Source organism: Bacteroidota bacterium (genome assembly GCA_016720935.1).
Classification (GTDB): Bacteria; Bacteroidota; Bacteroidia; order AKYH767-A; family 2013-40CM-41-45; genus JADKJP01.
This window is the reverse complement of sequence record JADKJP010000005.1, coordinates 403388-423883: the sequence shown is the minus strand read 5'-3', so window position 1 is coordinate 423883 and position 20496 is coordinate 403388. Positions and strand designations below refer to the sequence as shown.

The following is a 20496-nucleotide window of genomic DNA, read 5'->3' as shown; positions in this document are numbered from 1 at the left end:
AAAGCCGAATCAACCACCTACGAAACCTTTACGCAGGAAGAGTACATGATCATGAAGGACGAATTATTGCGTCCGGTACAGCGTATAGGGAAGTGGGGAAAAATCTGGATTGCTTTTTTAGTAGTAATATGCATGTGTGGATTGTATGCTTATTACATTCAGGAAACAAAAAGTAAATATGTTACAGTCTCCCTTCGTGATTATACCATGTGGGGTGTGTACATTTCAAATTTTGTTTTCTTCGTTGCCTTGAGTTTGATTGGTGTACTTATGTCAGCGGTATTAAAACTGACAAATTTTGAATGGTACAGGCCTTTATCAAGGATCGCAGAAGTGATTGCGGTTGCAGCTATCATGCTTGCAGGTGTCAGTATTGTTGCCGCTATGGGAAAACCGGAGCGCTTACATTATTTATTTTTACACGGTCGCATTCAGTCTCCGATTGTCTGGGACATCATTGTGATCATCACCTACATCGCAACCAGCACGGTGCTTCTGTTTATTCCTTTGATTCCATCCCTGTCTACATGCAAGAATCATTTGCATAACAAACCGAAATGGCAGATGAAGATGTATGAGTGGATGTCTTTTGGTTGGGAAGGAACTGCGGAACAATGGAAAATCCTAAAAAAGAGTATTCGCATTCTGACTATTATAGTAATTCCTTTGGGTGTTTCCATTCATACGGTCACAGCCTGGTTGTTTGCCACAACTCTACGGGCAGAGTGGGACAGTACCAATTTTGGTGCATACTTTGTATCCGGCGCATTCTTGCTTGGTGTTGCGGGAATGATTGTCGCGGTGTTTGCAATACGCAAAGCATATAAGCTGGAGAGTTATCTTACTCCTATGCATTTTGATAAACTGGGGCAGGCATTGGTGTTGATGTCTTTCATTTACATTTATTTTAATATCAATGAATACCTGGTACCGGCTTATAAAATGTCAGGACTGCATGCGAATCACCTACTGGATTTATTTACCGGGGAAGACTCCTCATTGTATTGGACGGTGGTGTTTTTTGGAATGCTGATGCCAGCCATACTTCCATTGTTTAAACGAATGCGCAAACCTTTGCCATTGACCATCATTGCAGTGCTTGTTGTTATAGCAGCCTGGTTCAAACGTTATCTTATTGTTATTCCAGGCCTGGCGCATCCGTATTTGCCAATACAGGATGTGCCTGATTCCTGGAGACATTATACGCCGAGTTTGGTTGAAATGACCATTGTAGCAGCAACATTCGCTGCAATGATGTTAATTGTAACATTATTTTCAAGATTCTTCCCGATCATTTCTGTGTGGGAAGTAGCAGAGGGAAAACTCGAAGGAAAAGATGAAATTATTAACTATAAATAACAAGAGCCATGAACAGAAACCTATTTTATAAAAGCCTGTTGTTTTTCGGTCTGTTGCTTCCGGGATTGTTATTTGCCCAGGAAAAAGAAGCGAAGATAACCCTGAGTTTCGAAAAACCGGATTCAGTAAATATTTGCAAGGCACTTGTTACATCCAACGATACTCCCGTAAAAGAAGTTGAGGTAAAACTATATGTTCAACGGCTTTTCGGGTTGTTGCCAATAGGGGATGCAGTCGCCACAGATGAATCCGGGATTGCGAGCTTCGAATTCCCCAACGATATTCCTGCAGATTTGAACGGAAAACTGACAATAATCGCTAAAATCGAAGATGATGAAAATTATGGCAGCCTGGAAGCAAAAGGGGAGTCGAATTGGGGATCGCCAAGAGCTGAAACCGGAATTATGGAACGATCTTTGTCTGGATCAAGATCAAATGCGCCCTGGATCTTTATCATTGTCTCTAACGTCATCATTATCGGAATTTGGGGTACTTTACTCTACGTAATTTCACAATTATTCAAAATAAGAAAATTAAGCAAGCATTTAGCTAAAAAGTAAAATACGAACACTAACAATTAAACAAATTAGTCATGAATTCAATCACAAAAAGTTTTAAAAGCGTTATGGCAGTACTTGCATTGTCCACAATGCTCGTATCAATTTCCACCCAATCATTCGCTCAGGGAAAACCGAAGGGAAAACCATGGCCTTCACCTGAGAGTGCAGTAAAAATGAAAAATCCGGTTAAATCGGATGAAGCCTCGCTCAAAGAAGGAAAAGATTTGTATGCACAGCATTGCAAATCCTGTCATGGTGCGAAAGGATTGGGTGATGGAACAAAAGCCGAGAAAATCGACATCTCCTGTGGTGATTTTAGCAGCGAAGAAACAGCAAAGGCTACAGATGGTGAATTGTACTGGAAAACCACAGAAGGCCGCAAGCCTATGCCATCATTCAAAGAAAAATTGAGCGATAATGAGCGTTGGGCGATCGTGAATTACATGCGTACATTCACAAAAAAATAAGAATAATTCATTAAGGGAATTATTCCCGTCACGCTTGCTTTTGAAAATACCCGGAACATTCACCCTGAATCTGTTCCGGGTATTTTCTTTGCATCGGGTGGATCTCTTTTTATCATTTGTACTACTTTTGAACTCCCCGCAAAGCAACCACACGGGAAATTATAAAAATGGTAGTTTTTAGCGCCCTTCTATATTATCTTGTTTTAATCCCGATCTCCCTCTTGCCGTTTCCTCTCCTTTATGGATTATCGGATTTTGTGTTTATTATTCTTTATTACATTTTTCCTTACCGGAAAAAGGTCGTGATGCAAAATCTCAGAAATTCTTTTCCTGAAAAAGACGAAAAGGAACTTTTGAGAATCCAAAAGGAATTTTACCATCATTTTTGTGATCTCATTTTCGAGAGCCTTAAAATATTTACTGCGAGCAACGAAGCAATTTTAAATCGCGTCGAACTTGTCAATGCGGATTTATTGGAAGAATATTACAGGAATAAAAAAAGTCTCATCCTTGTGACCGGACATTATGCAAATTGGGAATGGCCTGCTGTGACCTTGCCTTTTCACAGTTCGCATACAGGAACAGGAATCTATAAAAAATTATCCAGCGCCTTTTTTGATCAGCGATTAAGGAATACAAGAGCACGATTTGGCACTAAGCTAATGTCCACCAAGGAGGTTGCAACATTTTTTGAAGAGCACAGGGAGCAACTTTGCACATATGGTTTTATAAATGATCAGAGTCCATCCGATCCCAAAAAAGGTCACTGGATGAAATTTCTGAACCAGGATACATGCATGCTCACAGGTGTTGAGCGATACGCAGTAAAGTATAATTACCCGGTCCTTTATGGAGTCATCACAAAGAAAAAGAGAGGGTATTACCGGATGGAATACAAATTGATCTGCGATGATCCGTCGGGTACAAAGCCTAATGAAATCACCGAAAAATGTTCCTTCCTCAATGAAGAAATTATTCGCAAGGCTCCTGCTTACTGGTTGTGGACACACCGCAGATGGAAGCATAAACGTCCGGAAGGAATGTAATCATCATCTGTACGTAGTTTGAAAATGTTATCTTAGAACTAAAATTGCATTCATGAACAAATTAATCCCGTACCCGGCAATACTTTTTTTGCTTTTTGGTCTACAATTTGATTCGGGTGCTCAATATCAAAATATATTGATCAGCCAGTTTGCGTCGGAGACAACGATTGCAATAGACCCGCAAAACACCAATCATCAGGTTGCCGGAGCGAATCTTACGAATTACTATTACTCGATGGATGGAGGACAAAATTGGTCACAAGGATCTTTGACTTCTACCTGGGGAAATTACGGGGATCCGAATGTAGTCTGTGACGGCGCGGGAAATTTTTATTACTTCCATTTGGCTGATCAACTTGACAGAATAATTTGTCAGAAATCAAATGCATTTCCTCCATCCTGGAATAGCGGTACCTACGCGGGTCAAAACAACCCGCCTTTTTTACAGGATCATGAGTGGGCATACGCGGATTGGTCCAATCATTTTATATATACAACCTGGTCGCAGTACGATAATTACCCTCCGCAATCTTCCGCTGATTCGAGCCATATTCTTTTCTCAGCCTCGTATGATCAGGGCGCAACATGGTCGCCGGCAATCCGTCTCGACGAAAGAGGAGGCGATGAGGAGTATCTTGATGTAATAGAACCCAGACCCGCAACAGATGAACAAGGCAATGTGTATGTCAGCTGGGCGAGTTCACAAGGATTGCTTTTAGATAAATCGACGGATTTTGGTGCATCGTGGAGAACTGCGGATCAAATTATTACTCCGGTCCCCGGAGGAGTGTATTACAGTATTCCGGGTATTAACAGAATTCGTTCAACTCCTTTTATAAGCATAGACAAAAGCAATGGCCCGAATAACGGAACAATCTACGTGAGCTGGTGTGATCAGCGAAACGGATTAAACAATACAGATGTTTGGTTGATTAAATCAACTGACGGCGGAAATACCTGGGGGCCGGAAGTAAGAGTGAATGACGACATCACCTTATCACATCAGTTTTTGAATGCCATGACAGTGGATCAGGTAACCGGCAATATTTACGTTTGTTTCTATGACAGGAGAAACTACACTTCAGACACAACAGATTTCTATCTTGCCTGGTCGAATGATGGAGGAGCGACATTTACCAATGAAAAAATTAATCAGCAATCTTTTGTGGTTGATGCATCTTCTTTCTTTGGTGATTATATTGGAATCGCCGCACATAACAATGTTGTAAGACCTTGCTGGTCGGCATTCGATTTGTTTGGAACCTCCTATGTTTACACAGCGCTTGTTGACGCGACATTGCTCGGTCTTTCAGCTGCTGAGCATCCTTTGAATTCCAACAACATGTCCATTTCACCGTCGATAATAAATTCAGGTGCGGTATTGAGTTTTAATCTAATTCGTGATGCCAATACAAGGGTTTCTATCTATACAATGGAAGGATCGCTGGTGAAAACAATATTTGATGGTAAGGCAATGAAAGGGGAGCATACCTTAGATCAAAATTTCCAGGACATTCCGAATGGAGTCTACATTTGCGAAATGACTACAGGTTCACAACGTGTGACTCAGAAGTTTTTCGTCATGAGGAATTGAAATTCGTAATTCCCTGTCAGATTTATTTTTTCCTTGGGTCCCGAATATTGAATAATTTATCTTTTTCAATAATAGAATTTAACTCCGGGAGACGAACGTTGAGGATTTCATCCATTTTTTTCAATTGCCTGTCTATTTTTTCGGAAAGATCATCATACACCATGAAGTATGAGTTTGTGGGTCTTGCGTCCGCCGAAGCGACAATATCATGTAAGCCGGCTAGTTTATCATTCAGTTTGTTCGGGTAATTAAAGAGATCATAATCAGTTACCGCTTTGGGTTGGGTGAGTTCTTCTTCAATTTTCTTAAGTGAATCAAGCATTGGCCCGGACACCAACTTTAATTTTGAGATCACAGCAGTGTCTTTTGTCGAAGCACTTTGGTCATTCACTTCTTTGACAATCGATCGAATAGTATTAATTGCAGAATTTAATTCAGTTTGTTTGTCACGAATTTTTTTCAGCAAATCAAATTGCAGGTTAAAATCTTCGTCGGTAGTAGAAATTCTTGGATCTTTTAAAATTGTGAACTCAGTGCTGGCAAGCAGGGAATCTTTTTGATACAAACGTGCGGTATATTTTCCCGGTTTTGCAACAGGACCAATGAGAGAACCTGAAAGCAAAGCGTTATTTCCTATTTCAATATTTTTGGCGTCCGGATATCGAAGATCCCATACAAATACGTTCATTCCTTTTTGAGCCGGAAGTAAGCCCGGTCGTTTCATGAGGGAATCCTGATAGAACTCTTTTTGAATCTTGACAGGTTCTCCTTTTTTATCTTTGGTACTCGAGTAAGCAATGATCGTGTCTCCTTTTGAATCAAAAAAGCGAATCACAATTTCGCTATCCGGTTTTTGTTTAAAATAATAACGGAGCAATAATCCATTGGGTGCATTTTCGCCAACCTGCATGGAGGGAGAAAAATAGGAACCTCCTGGTTTACGGTAGCTGTTTCTTGGGCTGAACAGGAACGCGTTTTTATTTTTGGCATCTGCAAGCTGATACAATGGAGTGATGTCATCAAGAATCCAGAACGCCCTTCCGTGAGTAGCGATGACAAGATCTTTTTCCCTTTTCTGAATACGGATATCATGAACAGGAGTCAGTGGTAAGTTTAATTGAAGAGACTGCCAACTTGCTCCTTCATTGAAGGAAATATATAGACCACGTTCTGTTCCTGCATACAGGATTCCTTTTTTATTCGGGTCTTCGCGGATGACTCTGCAATAATCATTCACAGGAATACCGGTTGTAATGAGTGTCCAGGTAGCACCGTAATCCGTCGTTTTAAAAAGATACGGTTTGGTATCGGCTTGTTTGTACTTATTCGCCGCGATATAACATGTCGCGGCATCGAATGACGAGGCTTCGATAATGCTGATTAAAGCGTAGTCATTAAGGATTTTCGGAGTGACGTTTTTCCATGTTTTTCCCTCGTCAACAGATACATTTACGAACCCATCATCACTTCCTGTCCAGAAAACACCTTTCTTAACAGGAGATTCCGCAAACGAAAAAATATTCGCATACGCTTCGGCTCCTGTATTGTCTTTTGTGATTGGACCTCCGCTGGCGTTCATCGTTTCGGGCTTATGTCGGGTGAGATCGGGACTGATGGTTTCCCAGGACATTCCGGCATCTTTTGTACGATGCACAAATTGAGACGTGATGTAAATGGTTTTGTCATCGTGAGGCGAAACGACAATCGGGAAAGTCCAGTTGAACCGGTATTTTCTTTCGTTGGAACCATGTCCATGACTCGGTTCCGGCCATACTGAAATTAATTTATACTGATTATTCTTTTTGTTGTAGGTACTGAAATTTCCATCGTATTCGCCGCCATAGGTAATGTCAGGATTGGTTGGATCAGGAACAATATAACCGGCTTCCCCACCTGCTACCGGATACCAGTCATTGCTGCCGATTGAAAATCCATCCGTTGCGCTTGCAATACGGATGGAGCTGTTGTCTTGTTGAGCCCCATAAACATTGTATGGAAAATCATTATCAAGATTTACATGATAGAATTGACAGGTCGGAATATCCACATCACTATAATGCTGGCCGCCATCAGTGCTCACGTAACCGCCTCCATCATCGCCGATAATCATGTACCTTGGATCTTTGGGATTGATCCAGATATCGTGATGGTCACCATGCATTGACGGCATCTGATTAAATTTCATTCCGCCATCCGTACTTTTCCAAAGTTGAACATTCAAACACCAAAGCGCGTCTGCATTTTTGGGATCCGCGGCAATGGTGCTGAAATACCAGGGGCGTTTTCTTAAATTTCTGTCATCTGTTGTGCGTGTCCAATGCGCGCCGTTATCATCACTTCTAAAAATTCCACCATTTTCATTTTCTATGCTTGCATATACTCTTTCAGATTTCGCCGGCGTTGTACAAATAAAGATTTTACCAAGGAGCCCAACAGGCAATCCTGGAGCGTTACTAATGTTTTTCCAGGAATTCCCTCCGTCATCACTTTTGTATATACCGCTGCCCTTACCACCACTGCTCAATGACCATGGATTTCGACAGGCTTGCCATAAGGAAGCGTAGATTGTTCTCGGATTGGATGGATCAAATGCGAGGCTGATACAACCGGTGCTATCGTTTTTATATAAAATCTTTTCCCATGATTTTCCACCGTCACTACTACGAAAAACACCGCGTTCGGGATTTGTTCCAAATACATTTCCCATGCATGCAGCATAAACCAGATCCGGATTTGTAGGATGTACGAGGATGGAAGCAATTGCAAATGACTTTTCCAGTCCGATGTGTTTCCAGGTACGTCCCGCGTCAATGCTTTTATAAATGCCATCTCCAAAACTGATATTGCCACGCATTTCGGGTTCTCCCATTCCTACATATAGAATATTGGGATCTCCTGGAGCTACACTAATTGCTCCTACAGAGGAGCTGTGGAATGTGGAATCAGAAATGCAGTTCCAGCTTTGTCCGTAATCATCCGATTTCCAAACTCCGCCACCAACAGCTCCAAAATAATACACATTGGGCTGGTCAATGACACCTGATACTGCCAATGAACGTCCGCCTCTCCATGGGCCAATATTTCTCCAATGAAGTCCATTGAAAAGCAGACTGTCAACCTGAGGAGTAGAAGAAGAATTCCCGGATTTGAGTTGTGAAAATGCCGGCCCCCAAAAAGTAGCCAGAAGAAGGAAGAATAAAAAGAATGTCTTTTTCATTTGCCCGATTTTAGTTCAAGGGATCAAATGAAAGAAAATTCCGCTGACGAATTTAGTTATGATGAAGTTAAAATTGCCAGTGCAGAAGGCAATTGGCCCGATAAAAGCCGGGTAAGCAATTAAGCGAGCACCCTGGTTTCGTTTTGCCCAAGTGACTTCATGAATCTGAAGTGGGAATTGATCGCTGAACCCATCGTTGGATAGTCGACGTGTCGTAAACCATGCTCATCACAAACATCTTTTACGATCGCGCGAATAGCCGGGTAATGCACATGGCTGATTTTCGGGAAAAGGTGGTGTTCAATTTGAAAATTCAAACCACCAAGAAGCCAGGAAATAAGTTTGTTATCAGTAGCAAAATCAGCCGTTGTACGAATTTGATGTACTGCCCATTCTTCGTCAATTTTGACGGCAGGCGCATGTGCATCGACGAAAGAAACATCTTCAACTACGTGAGCAAGCTGAAAAACGATAGCCAGTGCAAGTCCCATTGTTCCGTGCATCACGAAGAAGCCGGTTAACCATGGAAGCCAGCCCACCATATAAATCGGCAGGGCGATGTAAAATGCGATGTATAATATTTTACTTACCCAGAAAATAATATGTTCGCGAACGGGAATTTTATGAATTGGAGTAGTGTAAACTTTCTTCGAAAAATACTTCATGTAATCCATGAGCATGATCCAGAGAAAAGAAGACAGGGCATAAATACCCAGGCTGTACCAATGCTGATACCGATGAGCGGGCATCCATTTTTGTGAACTACATTGTCTGATCAAAGGCATTTTAGCAATGTCATCATCCACACCATCCACATTGGTGTATGTATGGTGAATCACGTTATGTTTGATTTTCCAGATAAAAGCATTTCCACCCAGAAAATTCAGGGAGAGCCCCATAATTTCATTGACCCATTTCCGGGAAGAATAACTTCCATGACAGGCATCGTGCATCACATTAAAGCCAATACTGGCAAGTGTTAGTCCCAACACTCCACACAAAAGGAGTGAAGGAATTACGGAAGGTTGTATAAAAAGCAGTGTGTAATAAATTACTACTGCCAGTGGTACCAGAACTAATGTTTTTATGAAAAGATGAATATTACCTGTACGTGCTATATTTTTTGTTTTGAAGTAGGCATCGACCTTGGTTTTGAGAGAATCATAGAAGACGCTGTTTTTGTTGTTGAATGTTACCTTGGCCATTTAGAGATTATATGACCGTAAGATACAAATATTATTTTGCCCTCAAATGAAGATTGAGAAGAATCCGCATTTGAAAATTAATTTCAGGAAATATGTTTGAAAAAAGTAAAATAAACGACCTTTGAAAGATAGATTATTCTGCAATTAATTTGTCAATGAACCGAATAAATGATTCTTTGAACCGAGTATAATCATTGCCGGTTGCAGGTCCGGAAAATCCGGTGTGAATTTTTCTAACATTTCCTTTTTTATCAATAAAAATTGTAGTTGGATAGCCTAGAATGTGATTTAGCATTGGCAGGCTTTTGGCTGCGGATGTTCTGTCATTTGTGCCGGCAAACAAAACCGGATATTCAACTCCCATTTGTTTTTTTAATTTATCAATACTGCGTTTTACCGATGCGGAATCGAGGACTCTTTCAAAATCGAGTGCTATAATTTCAACGCTTTTTGATCTGTATTGTGAATAAAAATCAACCAGAAATTTCGTCTCATCCATACAGTTTGGACACCAGGTTCCAGTGAGTGTTACAATTACAACTTTGTTTTGAAATCGTGAATCACTTATTGAGATAGAGTCGCCATTCTCATCAGGAAATTTAAAATTCAACTTATCATATCCCGGTTTTATAAACGTGAGTGATTCTGCATCGGGAAGTTCCGCACTATCATTACGGAAAGCGCTCCAGGTTTCATGAAAATGGGATCCCGAATAAAAATCGCCGCGCAAGGTTCCATTCTCAAGGATCGTAGCATAAAAGAGAAAAGCATGAGAGCCATCAAAGGCTGACAATGATAGTTTATTTCCAGATACTTCCCCTTCGAGATAACGATAGTCGCCCGTTGTTGTCAGAAAAGTACCGGTAAGAGAATTTTCGTGTTGCTGAAAAATGCCTACAGCCATTTTTGACCCAGGATCTTCATCGTCGAATATAACTTCCCAGCGACCACTAAGATTGGAACGAGGTGGAACAGGGTGCTCAGTGAAACGGTAAGATAAATTTTGTGTGGCATTAAATGACAGGATGTTGTTAGTTTTTCGTGTGTAATTGAAAAAATATCCCCGGAGAGTTTTGTCTGTCATTTTACATCGAAACTCAGAATTGAAAACCGGAAGTTGAATTAAAACGGAGTCGTTGACTACGGTGATGTCTTTGACATGAATTCGTTCTTCACCATTCATAATGTCCAGATTCCGACTGAATGCCTGAAAATTAAAAGGTAAAACTGTAGAGTCGTTTAGCTCAATTTCCCCTCTCCACATTCCGGATAGGATTTGTCCTTTGGTAAATTGACTGCAGAACAATAAAACAATGAGAAGGTATTTATTCATGAAAACAAATTTAAGAAAATAGGGCTGCTGAATTTATTTTTTGAAAATCATAGTTAGAAATTTCCGTTCAATTATCACACGTCCCAATAATACCGGTTAAACTCTTTGTCAAGTGTAAAGCCGGTTCCGGGGTACAAGTTGTTTCCAATTGCATTATCAATCGCAGTTTCAAGAATTAAACCGCAAGCTCCTGTTTCGAGACAAAAGGATTTGCATTTTTCTATCAATTGCACAGAATAACCTAAACCCCGGTGTTCGGAAGAAACGAACAAGTCGTTCAGAAGCCAAAGTCTTTTCATTCGTGTGGAGGAAAAAAGAGGATACAATTGAACGAATCCGATAATTTGGATTGTATCAACTGCAATAAAAATTACAGATTCCTTTTTATTAAATCGATCAGATATAAATTTTTTTGCCCCTTCCGGATCGGAAGTCTTTTTGTAAAAAATACGATATTGATCGAAGAGAAACGCGATTTGATCAATGTCATGAATTGTTGCTTCTCTGATTTCTATCATTGACTCATGGTGATTTGAGTTAAAACTCAAAGATGTGCTAAAATAAGCTATTTCCGGATTCGGGTCGATCGGCAAAAAACAGCATTTCAAACATAATTTTCTACGTTTCGAGCAAATTCCAGAACAGGTTGGGGGGATACATTTCATTTTTGTGGCCATAAAACCACCCCACACAATGAAAACAATTAAGACTGCAATTTTATTCTTTACAATTCTCGCATTTTCCTCTTGCAAAAAGGAATTGAACGGGTCAGGCAATTTTACAACTGTGCAAAGAGAGCTACCTGCTTTTACAAAAGTAGAGCTTGATGAAAATTTCAGAGTGAATCTGGTCCAGGATGGAAATAGTTTTATTGAAATGTATGGCGAGGATAATATTCTTCCGGAAATCGAAACAGAAGTACTGGCTGGCCGCCTGTCTATTCGTTTCAGTGATTACAGACAGCGTTATGATCATAATGGGGTAACGGTTACTGTACATTCGCCACTTTACAATACTGTTGAATTGAGGAGTTCCGGTACAATTGTGAGCAGAGGAACTCTTAATGGAAGTGTGATGAATGTGAGTCTGAGCGGTTCAGGAAAAGTAGATCTTGCTCTGGATACCATGGATGTTCGTACCACAGTTTCCGGTTCCGGAAATATTTTATTGAGTGGTGCTTCAGTTTACGCTGAGCATACCATTTCCGGTTCAGGAGATGTGCGCAGTTATAATTTAAAAAGTAAAAACACAAAAGTGACAGTGTCCGGTTCCGGAGATTGTGAGGTAAGCGCTTTTGATAATCTTGATGTGACAATCAGTGGAAGCGGCAATGTATACTTTACCGGCTCGCCCGGGTTAGTCACACACATCGTCGGCTCAGGTAATGTGATTCATCAATAATTTTTATTTGTGATTCGGGTTTTCATTTTATTCGATTTAGTACACCCATTCAGCCTTTTTTATTCGGCTGAATGGGTTTTTTAACAAAGCTTCTGTTTTTTCATCTTAGTGTTCGTGTTAAATAGTGTGAATTAATAATAGCAACGCTGTTTTTTACTTTTCTTAGTGCGAAGTATAAAACGTTATGAGCCCATTCATCAATTCTTCCGTATTCAAAACTCTTTTGGTTGTCACTTTATTGATACAATTTAATCGAACGAGTGCTCAATTATCAAGCATAACAAAAAACTTTGGAGGTGGAAACAATGATTATGCATACAACAGCACAGTTACAAAAGACGGAGATGTAATCATTGTAGGGTCTACAGAAAGCTTTGGTTCGGGAACCCTAGACACATCGGATAATTATATACTAAAATTGGATCGCAGTGGAAATGTACTGTGGAGCAAGACTGTTGGCTCTGCAAGTCTGGAAGAACTTTATTGGGTTGAGTCAACCGAAGATAGCGCATTTGTGGTTTGTGGGACGATCAGAAAATTGCCCAACTTTCCCAATGAACTCGAAGTTTTCAAGATTGACGATTCCGGAAATGTATTATGGAAAAAAAGATATACCATCACGGGATCTGAAGTCGCGCATTGTATTCGTTCGGTTCCCGGAGGCTTCCTTTTAATTTGTGAAACAGATAACGGGACCGACTATGATTTCGCGGTTATCCGTCTTGATCTTAACGGGGATGTATTATGGAACCATACTTATGGTACCAATGAATTCGACATACCGATACATGCGGAACGAACATCGGATGGGGGTTATCTGATAGGAGGAAATTCACGCGTGGGAAATTATTACAGTTCAGTATATCTTGTAAAAATTGACAGCATTGGAAATTTCTTGTGGTCAAAAAAATACAATACATCTCCTGCGTTTTCGAAATGTTCTTTGAGTCGTGTATTGGAAACTCAGGATCATGGGTTCATAATTGCCGGAGCAACCAATGCTGATAATCTCGTCATCAATGACGCGCTTTTAATTCGTACAGATAGTGTAGGTAACATGAGATGGATTTATACTTATGGTGAGCAAGGGGACGATCACGCTTTTGATATGAAAATTTTGCAAGACGGAACATATTTGTTTTGTGGTAGCACTTCCTCGGTTGACATCACCGGACTCAATGACATGATGCTGATGCAGGTGGACACATCCGGTAATTTAATTGGAAATTGGGCATGGGGAAATGCCGGACAGGAGGAGGATGCCTATTCTTTTGAATTGCTTGAAAATTCCGTGGTAATGCTAAGTGGAATTACGGATTATTCAGTTACCGGTTGGTTTGATATCGCTGTTGAAATATCATCACTGGACCCGGGTGGCAATTGTAATCAACTGAATCCGGTTTTCAGAAGACTGCCAAGCACCATTAATATAATTTCAGGACCAACCGTTGCTGACACTCTGATTATAAATGTTTCATCATTGCCTCTGCCGGAAAACCACGGAAGCGCTGACACCACAATTTGTTCTACACTCATGAATGTTAATGATCTTGATTTTTCTTTGACCGGCAGCGTCTATCCGAATCCGGTTACAAACGCATTGTATTATAATTTTGATAATTCATTTACAAATAATCCTGCACAATTTATCCTGACAGATGTGCATGGGGAGATTGTGCTGGTTCATGATATTACCGGAGTGCCCAATGGGAAAATTCAGCTTAAAGGATTATCTGATGGAATTTATTATGGCAGAATCAACTGTGGCGCTTTATCGTGGCAGGGCAAAATAATAATAATGGATTAAGATCGGGATAAATAAGTTGGGTATATAAATAAAAAAAGATGCCAGTGATTACTGGCATCTTTTTTTTTAAGCAGAAATTAATTTTATTCTCCTGTATCAAATTTAATTCCCTGAGCAAGCGGAAGTTCAGTGCTAAAGTTGATCGTATTCGTTTGTCGGCGCATATATACTTTCCAGGAGTCGGAACCTGATTCACGACCACCACCAGTTTCTTTTTCACCACCGAAAGCGCCACCGATTTCAGCACCGGATGTTCCGATGTTCACATTAGCGATACCGCAGTCGCTACCTTCGTGAGAAAGGAAGCGTTCGGTTTCAAGCATATTTCTTGAGAAGATAGCTGATGATAATCCTTGTGGTACGCCGTTGTGTAATTCAATTGCTTCATCCATGTTTTTGTATTTCATCAAATACAGCAATGGAGCGAATGTTTCGTGGCAAACGATGTCCAGGTTGCCGTTTACTTCAGCGATACAAGGGTTCACGTAGCATCCGCTTTCATAACCGTCACCGGTTACCACGCTTCCGCCAAGGAGAATTTTTCCACCTTGTTTTTTTACATTTTCAATTGCATTCAGGAAATCCTGAACCGCACCTTTGTCGATGAGCGGACCAACCAGTGTTTTTGAATCCAGCGGATGGCCGATCGGAATATGCCCGTAGGCTTTTACCAGTTTTGATTTGAAGGTTTCATAAACAGATTCATGAATGATCAAACGACGTGTTGAAGTACAGCGTTGACCGGCAGTTCCTACTGAGCCAAAAAGAACGGCACGCAAGGCCATGTCAAGATCTGCATTTTCAGTAATGATAATCGCGTTGTTTCCTCCCAGTTCAAGCAAGCTACGACCAAGACGTTCGCCAACGATTGCACCAACTCGCTTTCCTACTCGTGTGGAACCGGTAGCGGAAATAAGTGGCACGCGTTTGTCAGCAAGGAAATTATCTCCCACATATTTTGATCCGCCGGCAACGAGATTGACAACACCTTCAGGAACATTATTCTTTTTTAGAACATCGACAATAATGTTGTGAACCGCGATAGCACAAAGCATTACTTTAGAACTTGGCTTCCATACAACCACATCACCGCAAACCATTGCCAGCATCGCATTCCAGGACCAGACAGCAACAGGGAAGTTGAAGGCTGAAATCACACCGACAATACCAAGCGGATGGTATTGTTCGTACATTCTGTGTTTCGGACGTTCGCTATGCATCGTGAATCCATGGAGCTGTCGGGATAAACCCACAGCAAAATCACAGATGTCAATCATCTCCTGAACTTCTCCTAATCCTTCCTGGTAAATTTTACCCATTTCATAGGAAACGAGCTTACCAAGAGGTTCTTTGTATTGACGCAATTGATCACCGATTTGTCGGACAATTTCACCTCTTTTTGGAGCAGGCATCATCCTCCAGGTTTTGAAAGCGGCTTCAGCAGTTTTGATGATTTTTTCATAATCATCAGCAGTTGCTTGTTTGATTTTACCAATCAAGGCGCCATCAGCAGGTGAATAGGATTCAATAATCTCACCTTTTGTATCAAACCATTGGGTTCCTGTACAGGCACCGGCATTGGTTTCTTTAATCCCCAGAGTTTTCAGGACGTCGGCAATTCCGTATTCATTGGCGACGATAGTATCGGTTTTCATAGATTGAAATTTAGCGGTGCAAAGGTAGCGAAAAGCCTTGAAATTTTATACTTTGCACATCAAGCCCGACCTTGTAAAAGGCAATTAAGTACCCGAATCAGGTGCCAAATCCGAGGAAAACACTCATTTCTTTATTGTTTTTATACTTCCTGGGGAGTGTGCTTTGCATGTGTTTTACAATTTGGTACGTCAATAATCCCGATTCCTATCAATACCTGTCTATCGCAAAGAAATACGCGACACTGAACTGGTCATTAGCTCCCAATGCATATTGGAGTCCGCTATTCAGTTGGTTGCTCGCATTACCCATAAGCATTGGCTTAAATGGAATCATTGCGTTGAAAATTACACAACTTATTATCGGAGGTTTTGCCCTGTATGGATGGTTTTTACTCACACGAAAAACCGGACTGAAAGGAATTCTTCTGCTGTTGGTACAGGCAGGAATAATTCCTTTTGTAATTTCATACGCACAATTAAATCCTACTGCCGACTTACTGTTCCTTACAGTTTTTATTTTTTTAATACTGAATTTGTCTGAAGGCTCGTGGCTTGTAGGTTACGGATCAGCACTTGTCTCCGGTGTTTTCGGAGCCTTCTTGTATTATTCCAAAGCATTTGGCTTTCCATTGTTTATTGCCTTAATGCTGATTTCAGGAATCATCCGTTACTGGTCGACAAAGGATCACATCATCTGGAAAAAGGCCGGCTTGTCTCTAATGATTTTTGCTCTTATCTCCGCACCCTGGATAGTATTGCTCAGTGTGAAATACAACACACTCACCTTAAGTAAATCAACTGCGTTTAATTTTACAAAAGAGGTTGCGCCAATGCCCGGAGAGCAAGTGCAATTGCCGGTATTGACAGGTGGACTGATCGCTCCGCCTGATTCACTTTCCGCGAGCGCATGGGAGGCGCCCGGGGATGTTGTTTCATTGCATCAACTGCATCCATTCGGCAATAAGGAAGATCTGAAGCTGTGGTTTCGTGTATTGAAGAGGAATATTCTCTCCATTTATTACTTTGATTTTCGAAGACAAGCCGGAATTTTCTTTTTAATAATTTTCATCATTTATTTTTTTAAAAAGGGATATAAAAATATTTTAAATAACCGGTTGATACTTTTTCTGTTTCTTTCCATGCTTTGCATTTATGGTGGTTACAGTCTTATTCTAGTTCATACACGTTATATATGGGTGTGTACCTGGATCATGATGTTGATGAGCGCATGGATGGTACAGGAGATGTCAGAAAAAGGTACTCGAAGAATAATTTTTCCGGTTTTGTTCTTCCTCATGCTTCTTGTGGCGATGAAACGCCCGGTCAAAGAAATATTATTCGGAGAGGATAAAGAAGTGTCGGCACTCTGGTTAGGAAAAGCGATTACTCATCCTGCGCAAACGATGGCAATTATGTACAGGGAAGATAACCTGCTCAAATCATTCTGTCAAAAAATGAAAGAGGAGCATTTCCTATCAGGAAATATGGCATCGCTCCGCAATGATTCACCGGAAAGAAACTATTATGCATCCTCGCTTTTTGTCACCTCTTTTTTACCCTTGCATTATTATGGTCAATTGGAGACGCACAAAACAATTGACGAGCAATTTGAAGAACTAAAGAAAAACAATATTCAGTTTTTGTTTTCATGGAAAAACGAAGCGTGGACAGAAGGAGAAAATCAGGGTGTTTATCCTATAATCCACGATGAGAATACCGGAATCAGAATTTATAAGATCGAAACCGATCAATTTATCAATTAATGCTGTTTAAATATAAGTATGATCTCCATGAAAGGGGAATTTGATTTTTGTTAATGATCGTCTTTGTGCAAATGCTTCATGGAGCCTAAGACATAATCAGAAATTTTCGGAAAATTCTGTTTCACGATTTCGTCAACACGGTTTTCATTGGATGGAAACTGAACGACGGCAACATCTCCATATACCTGGTTTCCTTTTTTATCGAAAATAGTGTAATGTACTTTGATTTCCCGCTGGTAAATTTTTAAAGCCAGGTTGATACAATCTTCAAAATGTGTTTTTATATCCACTTCATTCAGAAAAATAAAATAATCGTTATTGTATTTTTTCGCGAGATCAGGAAGCAAAGCAGGATCGCGTACAACGACATTCATGTATTTTTTATCAATGGGCTTATAGCTTTTTGAGTCGCTTTTTCTGAACAATTTCTTTAATAAAAGTGTTGAATCCTTTTGCGGAAATTTAACCGGATAGATGGTGTCCTGTTCGAATGAGAGGCTATGATAGATCAGATCCATGTCTCGCATATCCTGTTCAACAAAATCCTGTTCCGGAAGACGTATATCGTAGACCTCGGTAAATTGTTGATTCAGGGCTTTTACCAAACCTGCCCGGAACCGGGAGCGTACCTGACCTTGGTCCATTTCTGATTCCTCCGCGATATCAAAATCGGCATCGCTTAAATGCATTGCCGGGATATAAGGGATGACTAAAATAGATCCCTGTGGAGGAATGATGGAGTCTGGCGCAGATGCATTTGTGTTTAACCATAATGCAATTGCAAAAAACAAGCAGAATATGCCTTTCGGGAAGGTTTTTTTCATTCGGAACAAATTGGATTGTGCCTCGAAAGTAAAAAGCAAACCGGAATTTATATTCTGGTAGAAGTAATAATATACACAGTCAGGCGTTCGGAACTTAAAACAGATCTTGCTCGTCTCTTTCCGCGAATAAAGAGAGACGAATCGTAAGAGATCTCCGGAATTCAGCCGGATTCTTCTTTTAAAATCAGAATAAAGAATTATACATCATTGAAAGGAGAATTCAATGGCATAGAAACACTTTCGTGAAATTTGTTCAGATTTTCATTCAGGATTCTAGCAATAGCTTTTCCAAATTCATTCGCAGCATCAGGTCCGCTTCCGGTAATAATGTTGTCGACAACCTCAATACCCGAAGGATTATAGATTGCTCCGGATCTCTTCAACTCGGTGAAATAGCTGATGGCGGGAAAGGTAGTTGCTTTTTTACCCGCCAAGATACCAGAATGTGCAAGTACAACACTCCCGGAACAAATTCCACCTACGAGTTTCCCCTCTTCATGGGCTCTTTTCAGGATTAACAGCAATGGCCGGTAATTCCATAAATGTGTTTGTGTTCCGGTGCCTCCAATTACAATTAACGAATCGTAATCTTCGGGATCTATCTCTGATATTTTTATCGTGGCATTGATTTCAGTTCCCTTCATGCCGGTTATTGTTTTTATGACTGTACTGGCAATGTCGGTTTGAATTCCTTCTAAATTTAAAATTTCCATGGGACGAAGAAGCTCTTCATCACGGAATAGTTCTGGGGGGACGATGAATACAACTTTTTTCATGGTTGGGTTTTTAGATAGAGACAACCCATGAATTTAACCCAATTTAGAAGTAAATCCAATGATAATGATCAAGTTTTAAGAGATATTCTGGAAAAGACAAAAAACAGGAAGGCAAGGAAGCGTCTTTTTGTATAAAATCACCGTCATAAAAGCCATTGTACTTGATGGCAAAAAAAGATATTTGTCAAAGGAAAAACGTTAATCATTATTTTCAGTGAGGACCGATTCACTCAATTACTACAATCTGATTTTCAAATTCCACTTTCGCTCCGGCCTCCAGTTTATTTCGTCTTCTCAGCTCTACTACTCCATTTACCTTCACAAGCCCTTCATCGATGAGGGCGTTGGCTTCCGCGCCGCTTGAACACCAACCCATCATTTTTAATAAACGATTGAGGGTAATTGTTGTTCCTTTCATTTTGAATGTTTCCATGTGCCAGGCTTAGGTTTCAAAAGTAGTAACAAATGCATTATTCCGTACCTTCATCGCATGAATATGCCTGACCCTTACGAAAATTTGCGGAAAGAGCTGAATAAAATCGGTAACTGGCCACAGGTTTATATGTTTAAATTTATCGTGCCGGCAGATAACAAGCGAATCGCGCTTGTAGAATCTAAATTTTCCAATGAATCGGTGATAACAAAAAAGGAATCTGCTAACGGAAAATACATCAGTATCACCATAAAGGAGGTTATGCTCTCGGCGGATTCAATTATTGAAAAGTATAAGGAAATGGAAGGAATCGAGGGCCTGATGGCATTTTAAAACCAAGACTCCTGAAACATCCACTTTTCGATTTTCTTGATATTACCCTTTGATTATTTTTCCATCTTCCATTTCGATGGTGCGTTGTGTACGGGCAGCAAATTCATTGTCATGTGTAACAATGAGTAATGTTTGATTGAAAGTAGTTGTGAGCTCCTGAAAAATACTAAAAACGATTTCACTGTTTTTCTTGTCCAGATTTCCTGTTGGCTCGTCTCCCATAATGATCAGGGGGTCATTGATCAAGGCACGAGCGATCGCTACACGTTGTTTTTCTCCACCGGATAATTGATTCGGTCTTTTCAATGCTTCTTTTTCAATTCCCAGAATTTTCAGCTTTTCATAAGCGCGATGCTCGAGCTCTTTGTCGGAATATTTCATGAGCTTTTGTCCCGGCAACATGACATTTCTTAAAACGGAAAATTCATTCAGTAAATAATGGAATTGAAAGACAAAGCCAATCTTTTCATTTCGAATCACCGCCAATTCGGATTCTTTTTTGGGCCGCATGTTTTCCCCGTCAATGAACAGGTTTCCCTCATAATCAGTGTCCATCGTCGAGAGAATGTACAACAAAGTTGATTTTCCACAACCTGATTTTCCAATCACCGAAATAAACTCCCCCTTTTTAATGGCAAATGAAATATTGTTGAGCACTTGAACGGTCGCGGGATCGTGGAAGTATTTGGAAATACCGGAGGCCTCAAGAATTGGCGTGTTCAT

At 40.4% G+C, this 20496-nt stretch carries 18 protein-coding genes; 9 read left to right on the top strand and 9 right to left on the bottom strand.

Annotation, left to right across the window (positions count from 1 at the left end; translation table 11 throughout):
* The first annotated feature begins 45 nt into the window (after positions 1–45).
* The 5 genes from nrfD (at position 46) to IPP86_08170 (ending at position 5026) form a co-directional block, all read left to right on the top strand.
* Positions 46–1359 carry a polysulfide reductase NrfD gene (nrfD, locus tag IPP86_08190; GenBank protein ID MBL0138495.1) on the top strand — a complete coding sequence of 438 codons (1314 nt, stop codon included), beginning with the start codon at positions 46–48 and terminating at the stop codon, positions 1357–1359.
* Positions 1360–1367: 8 nt separating this feature from the next.
* Entirely contained in the window at positions 1368–1919 is a 552-nt protein-coding gene (locus tag IPP86_08185; protein MBL0138494.1) for a hypothetical protein, read from the top strand.
* Between the two features lie 32 nt (positions 1920–1951).
* The gene (locus IPP86_08180; protein MBL0138493.1) at positions 1952–2386 is read left to right on the top strand and encodes a cytochrome c; all 435 of its coding nucleotides are present in this window, start codon (positions 1952–1954) and stop codon (positions 2384–2386) included.
* A 167-nt stretch (positions 2387–2553) separates the two neighbouring features.
* Positions 2554–3432: a lipid A biosynthesis acyltransferase gene (locus tag IPP86_08175; protein ID MBL0138492.1), complete on the top strand. Its 879-nt coding sequence runs from the start codon at positions 2554–2556 to the stop codon at positions 3430–3432.
* A 52-nt stretch (positions 3433–3484) separates the two neighbouring features.
* Entirely contained in the window at positions 3485–5026 is a 1542-nt protein-coding gene (locus IPP86_08170) for a T9SS type A sorting domain-containing protein (GenBank protein MBL0138491.1), read from the top strand.
* Positions 5027–5048: 22 nt separating this feature from the next.
* Here IPP86_08170 and IPP86_08165 read toward each other — a convergent pair whose 3' ends face one another.
* From IPP86_08165 to IPP86_08150, 4 genes are all read right to left on the bottom strand, one after another.
* Positions 5049–8243, bottom strand: a complete 3195-nt coding sequence (locus tag IPP86_08165) for a glycosyl hydrolase (protein ID MBL0138490.1) — start codon at positions 8241–8243, stop codon at positions 5049–5051.
* Between the two features lie 119 nt (positions 8244–8362).
* Positions 8363–9448 (bottom strand): acyl-CoA desaturase, encoded by a 1086-nt coding sequence (locus tag IPP86_08160; protein ID MBL0138489.1) that lies wholly within the window; start codon positions 9446–9448, stop codon positions 8363–8365.
* 133 nt (positions 9449–9581) lie between these two features.
* Positions 9582–10781, bottom strand: a complete 1200-nt coding sequence (locus IPP86_08155; protein ID MBL0138488.1) for a TlpA family protein disulfide reductase — start codon at positions 10779–10781, stop codon at positions 9582–9584.
* A 74-nt stretch (positions 10782–10855) separates the two neighbouring features.
* Positions 10856–11299, bottom strand: coding sequence for a GNAT family N-acetyltransferase (locus IPP86_08150; GenBank protein ID MBL0138487.1), 444 nt, complete (start codon positions 11297–11299; stop codon positions 10856–10858).
* A gap of 175 nt (positions 11300–11474) precedes the next feature.
* Here IPP86_08150 and IPP86_08145 point away from each other — a divergent pair, with 175 nt between their 5' ends.
* Complete coding sequence (locus IPP86_08145) at positions 11475–12182, top strand: DUF2807 domain-containing protein (GenBank protein MBL0138486.1); 708 nt, start codon at positions 11475–11477, stop codon at positions 12180–12182.
* Positions 12183–12366: 184 nt separating this feature from the next.
* A complete protein-coding gene (locus IPP86_08140) occupies positions 12367–13989 on the top strand; it encodes a T9SS type A sorting domain-containing protein (protein ID MBL0138485.1) in 1623 nt (540 codons plus the stop codon).
* 83 nt (positions 13990–14072) lie between these two features.
* Here the strand turns inward: IPP86_08140 and IPP86_08135 are convergent, their stop codons facing one another.
* Positions 14073–15644, bottom strand: coding sequence for an aldehyde dehydrogenase family protein (locus IPP86_08135; GenBank protein MBL0138484.1), 1572 nt, complete (start codon positions 15642–15644; stop codon positions 14073–14075).
* Between the two features lie 101 nt (positions 15645–15745).
* Between IPP86_08135 and IPP86_08130 the strand changes: the two genes are divergently transcribed.
* Positions 15746–17407, top strand: a complete 1662-nt coding sequence (locus IPP86_08130) for a hypothetical protein (GenBank protein ID MBL0138483.1) — start codon at positions 15746–15748, stop codon at positions 17405–17407.
* A 50-nt stretch (positions 17408–17457) separates the two neighbouring features.
* On the opposite strand, the gene IPP86_08125 is transcribed toward IPP86_08130, so the two are convergent.
* The 3 genes from IPP86_08125 to IPP86_08115 all read right to left on the bottom strand — a co-directional run bounded on the left by IPP86_08125 (position 17458) and on the right by IPP86_08115 (position 19440).
* A complete protein-coding gene (locus tag IPP86_08125) occupies positions 17458–18231 on the bottom strand; it encodes a hypothetical protein (GenBank protein MBL0138482.1) in 774 nt (257 codons plus the stop codon).
* 197 nt (positions 18232–18428) lie between these two features.
* The gene (locus IPP86_08120) at positions 18429–19007 is read right to left on the bottom strand and encodes a DJ-1/PfpI family protein (GenBank protein MBL0138481.1); all 579 of its coding nucleotides are present in this window, start codon (positions 19005–19007) and stop codon (positions 18429–18431) included.
* 226 nt (positions 19008–19233) lie between these two features.
* The gene (locus tag IPP86_08115) at positions 19234–19440 is read right to left on the bottom strand and encodes an RNA-binding S4 domain-containing protein (protein MBL0138480.1); all 207 of its coding nucleotides are present in this window, start codon (positions 19438–19440) and stop codon (positions 19234–19236) included.
* 84 nt (positions 19441–19524) lie between these two features.
* On the opposite strand from IPP86_08115, the gene IPP86_08110 reads away from it, so the two are divergent.
* On the top strand, positions 19525–19773 hold the full coding sequence (locus IPP86_08110; protein ID MBL0138479.1) for a DUF493 family protein: 249 nt from the start codon (positions 19525–19527) through the stop codon (positions 19771–19773).
* 42 nt (positions 19774–19815) lie between these two features.
* Here IPP86_08110 and IPP86_08105 read toward each other — a convergent pair whose 3' ends face one another.
* Positions 19816–20496, bottom strand: a complete 681-nt coding sequence (locus tag IPP86_08105) for an ABC transporter ATP-binding protein (GenBank protein ID MBL0138478.1) — start codon at positions 20494–20496, stop codon at positions 19816–19818.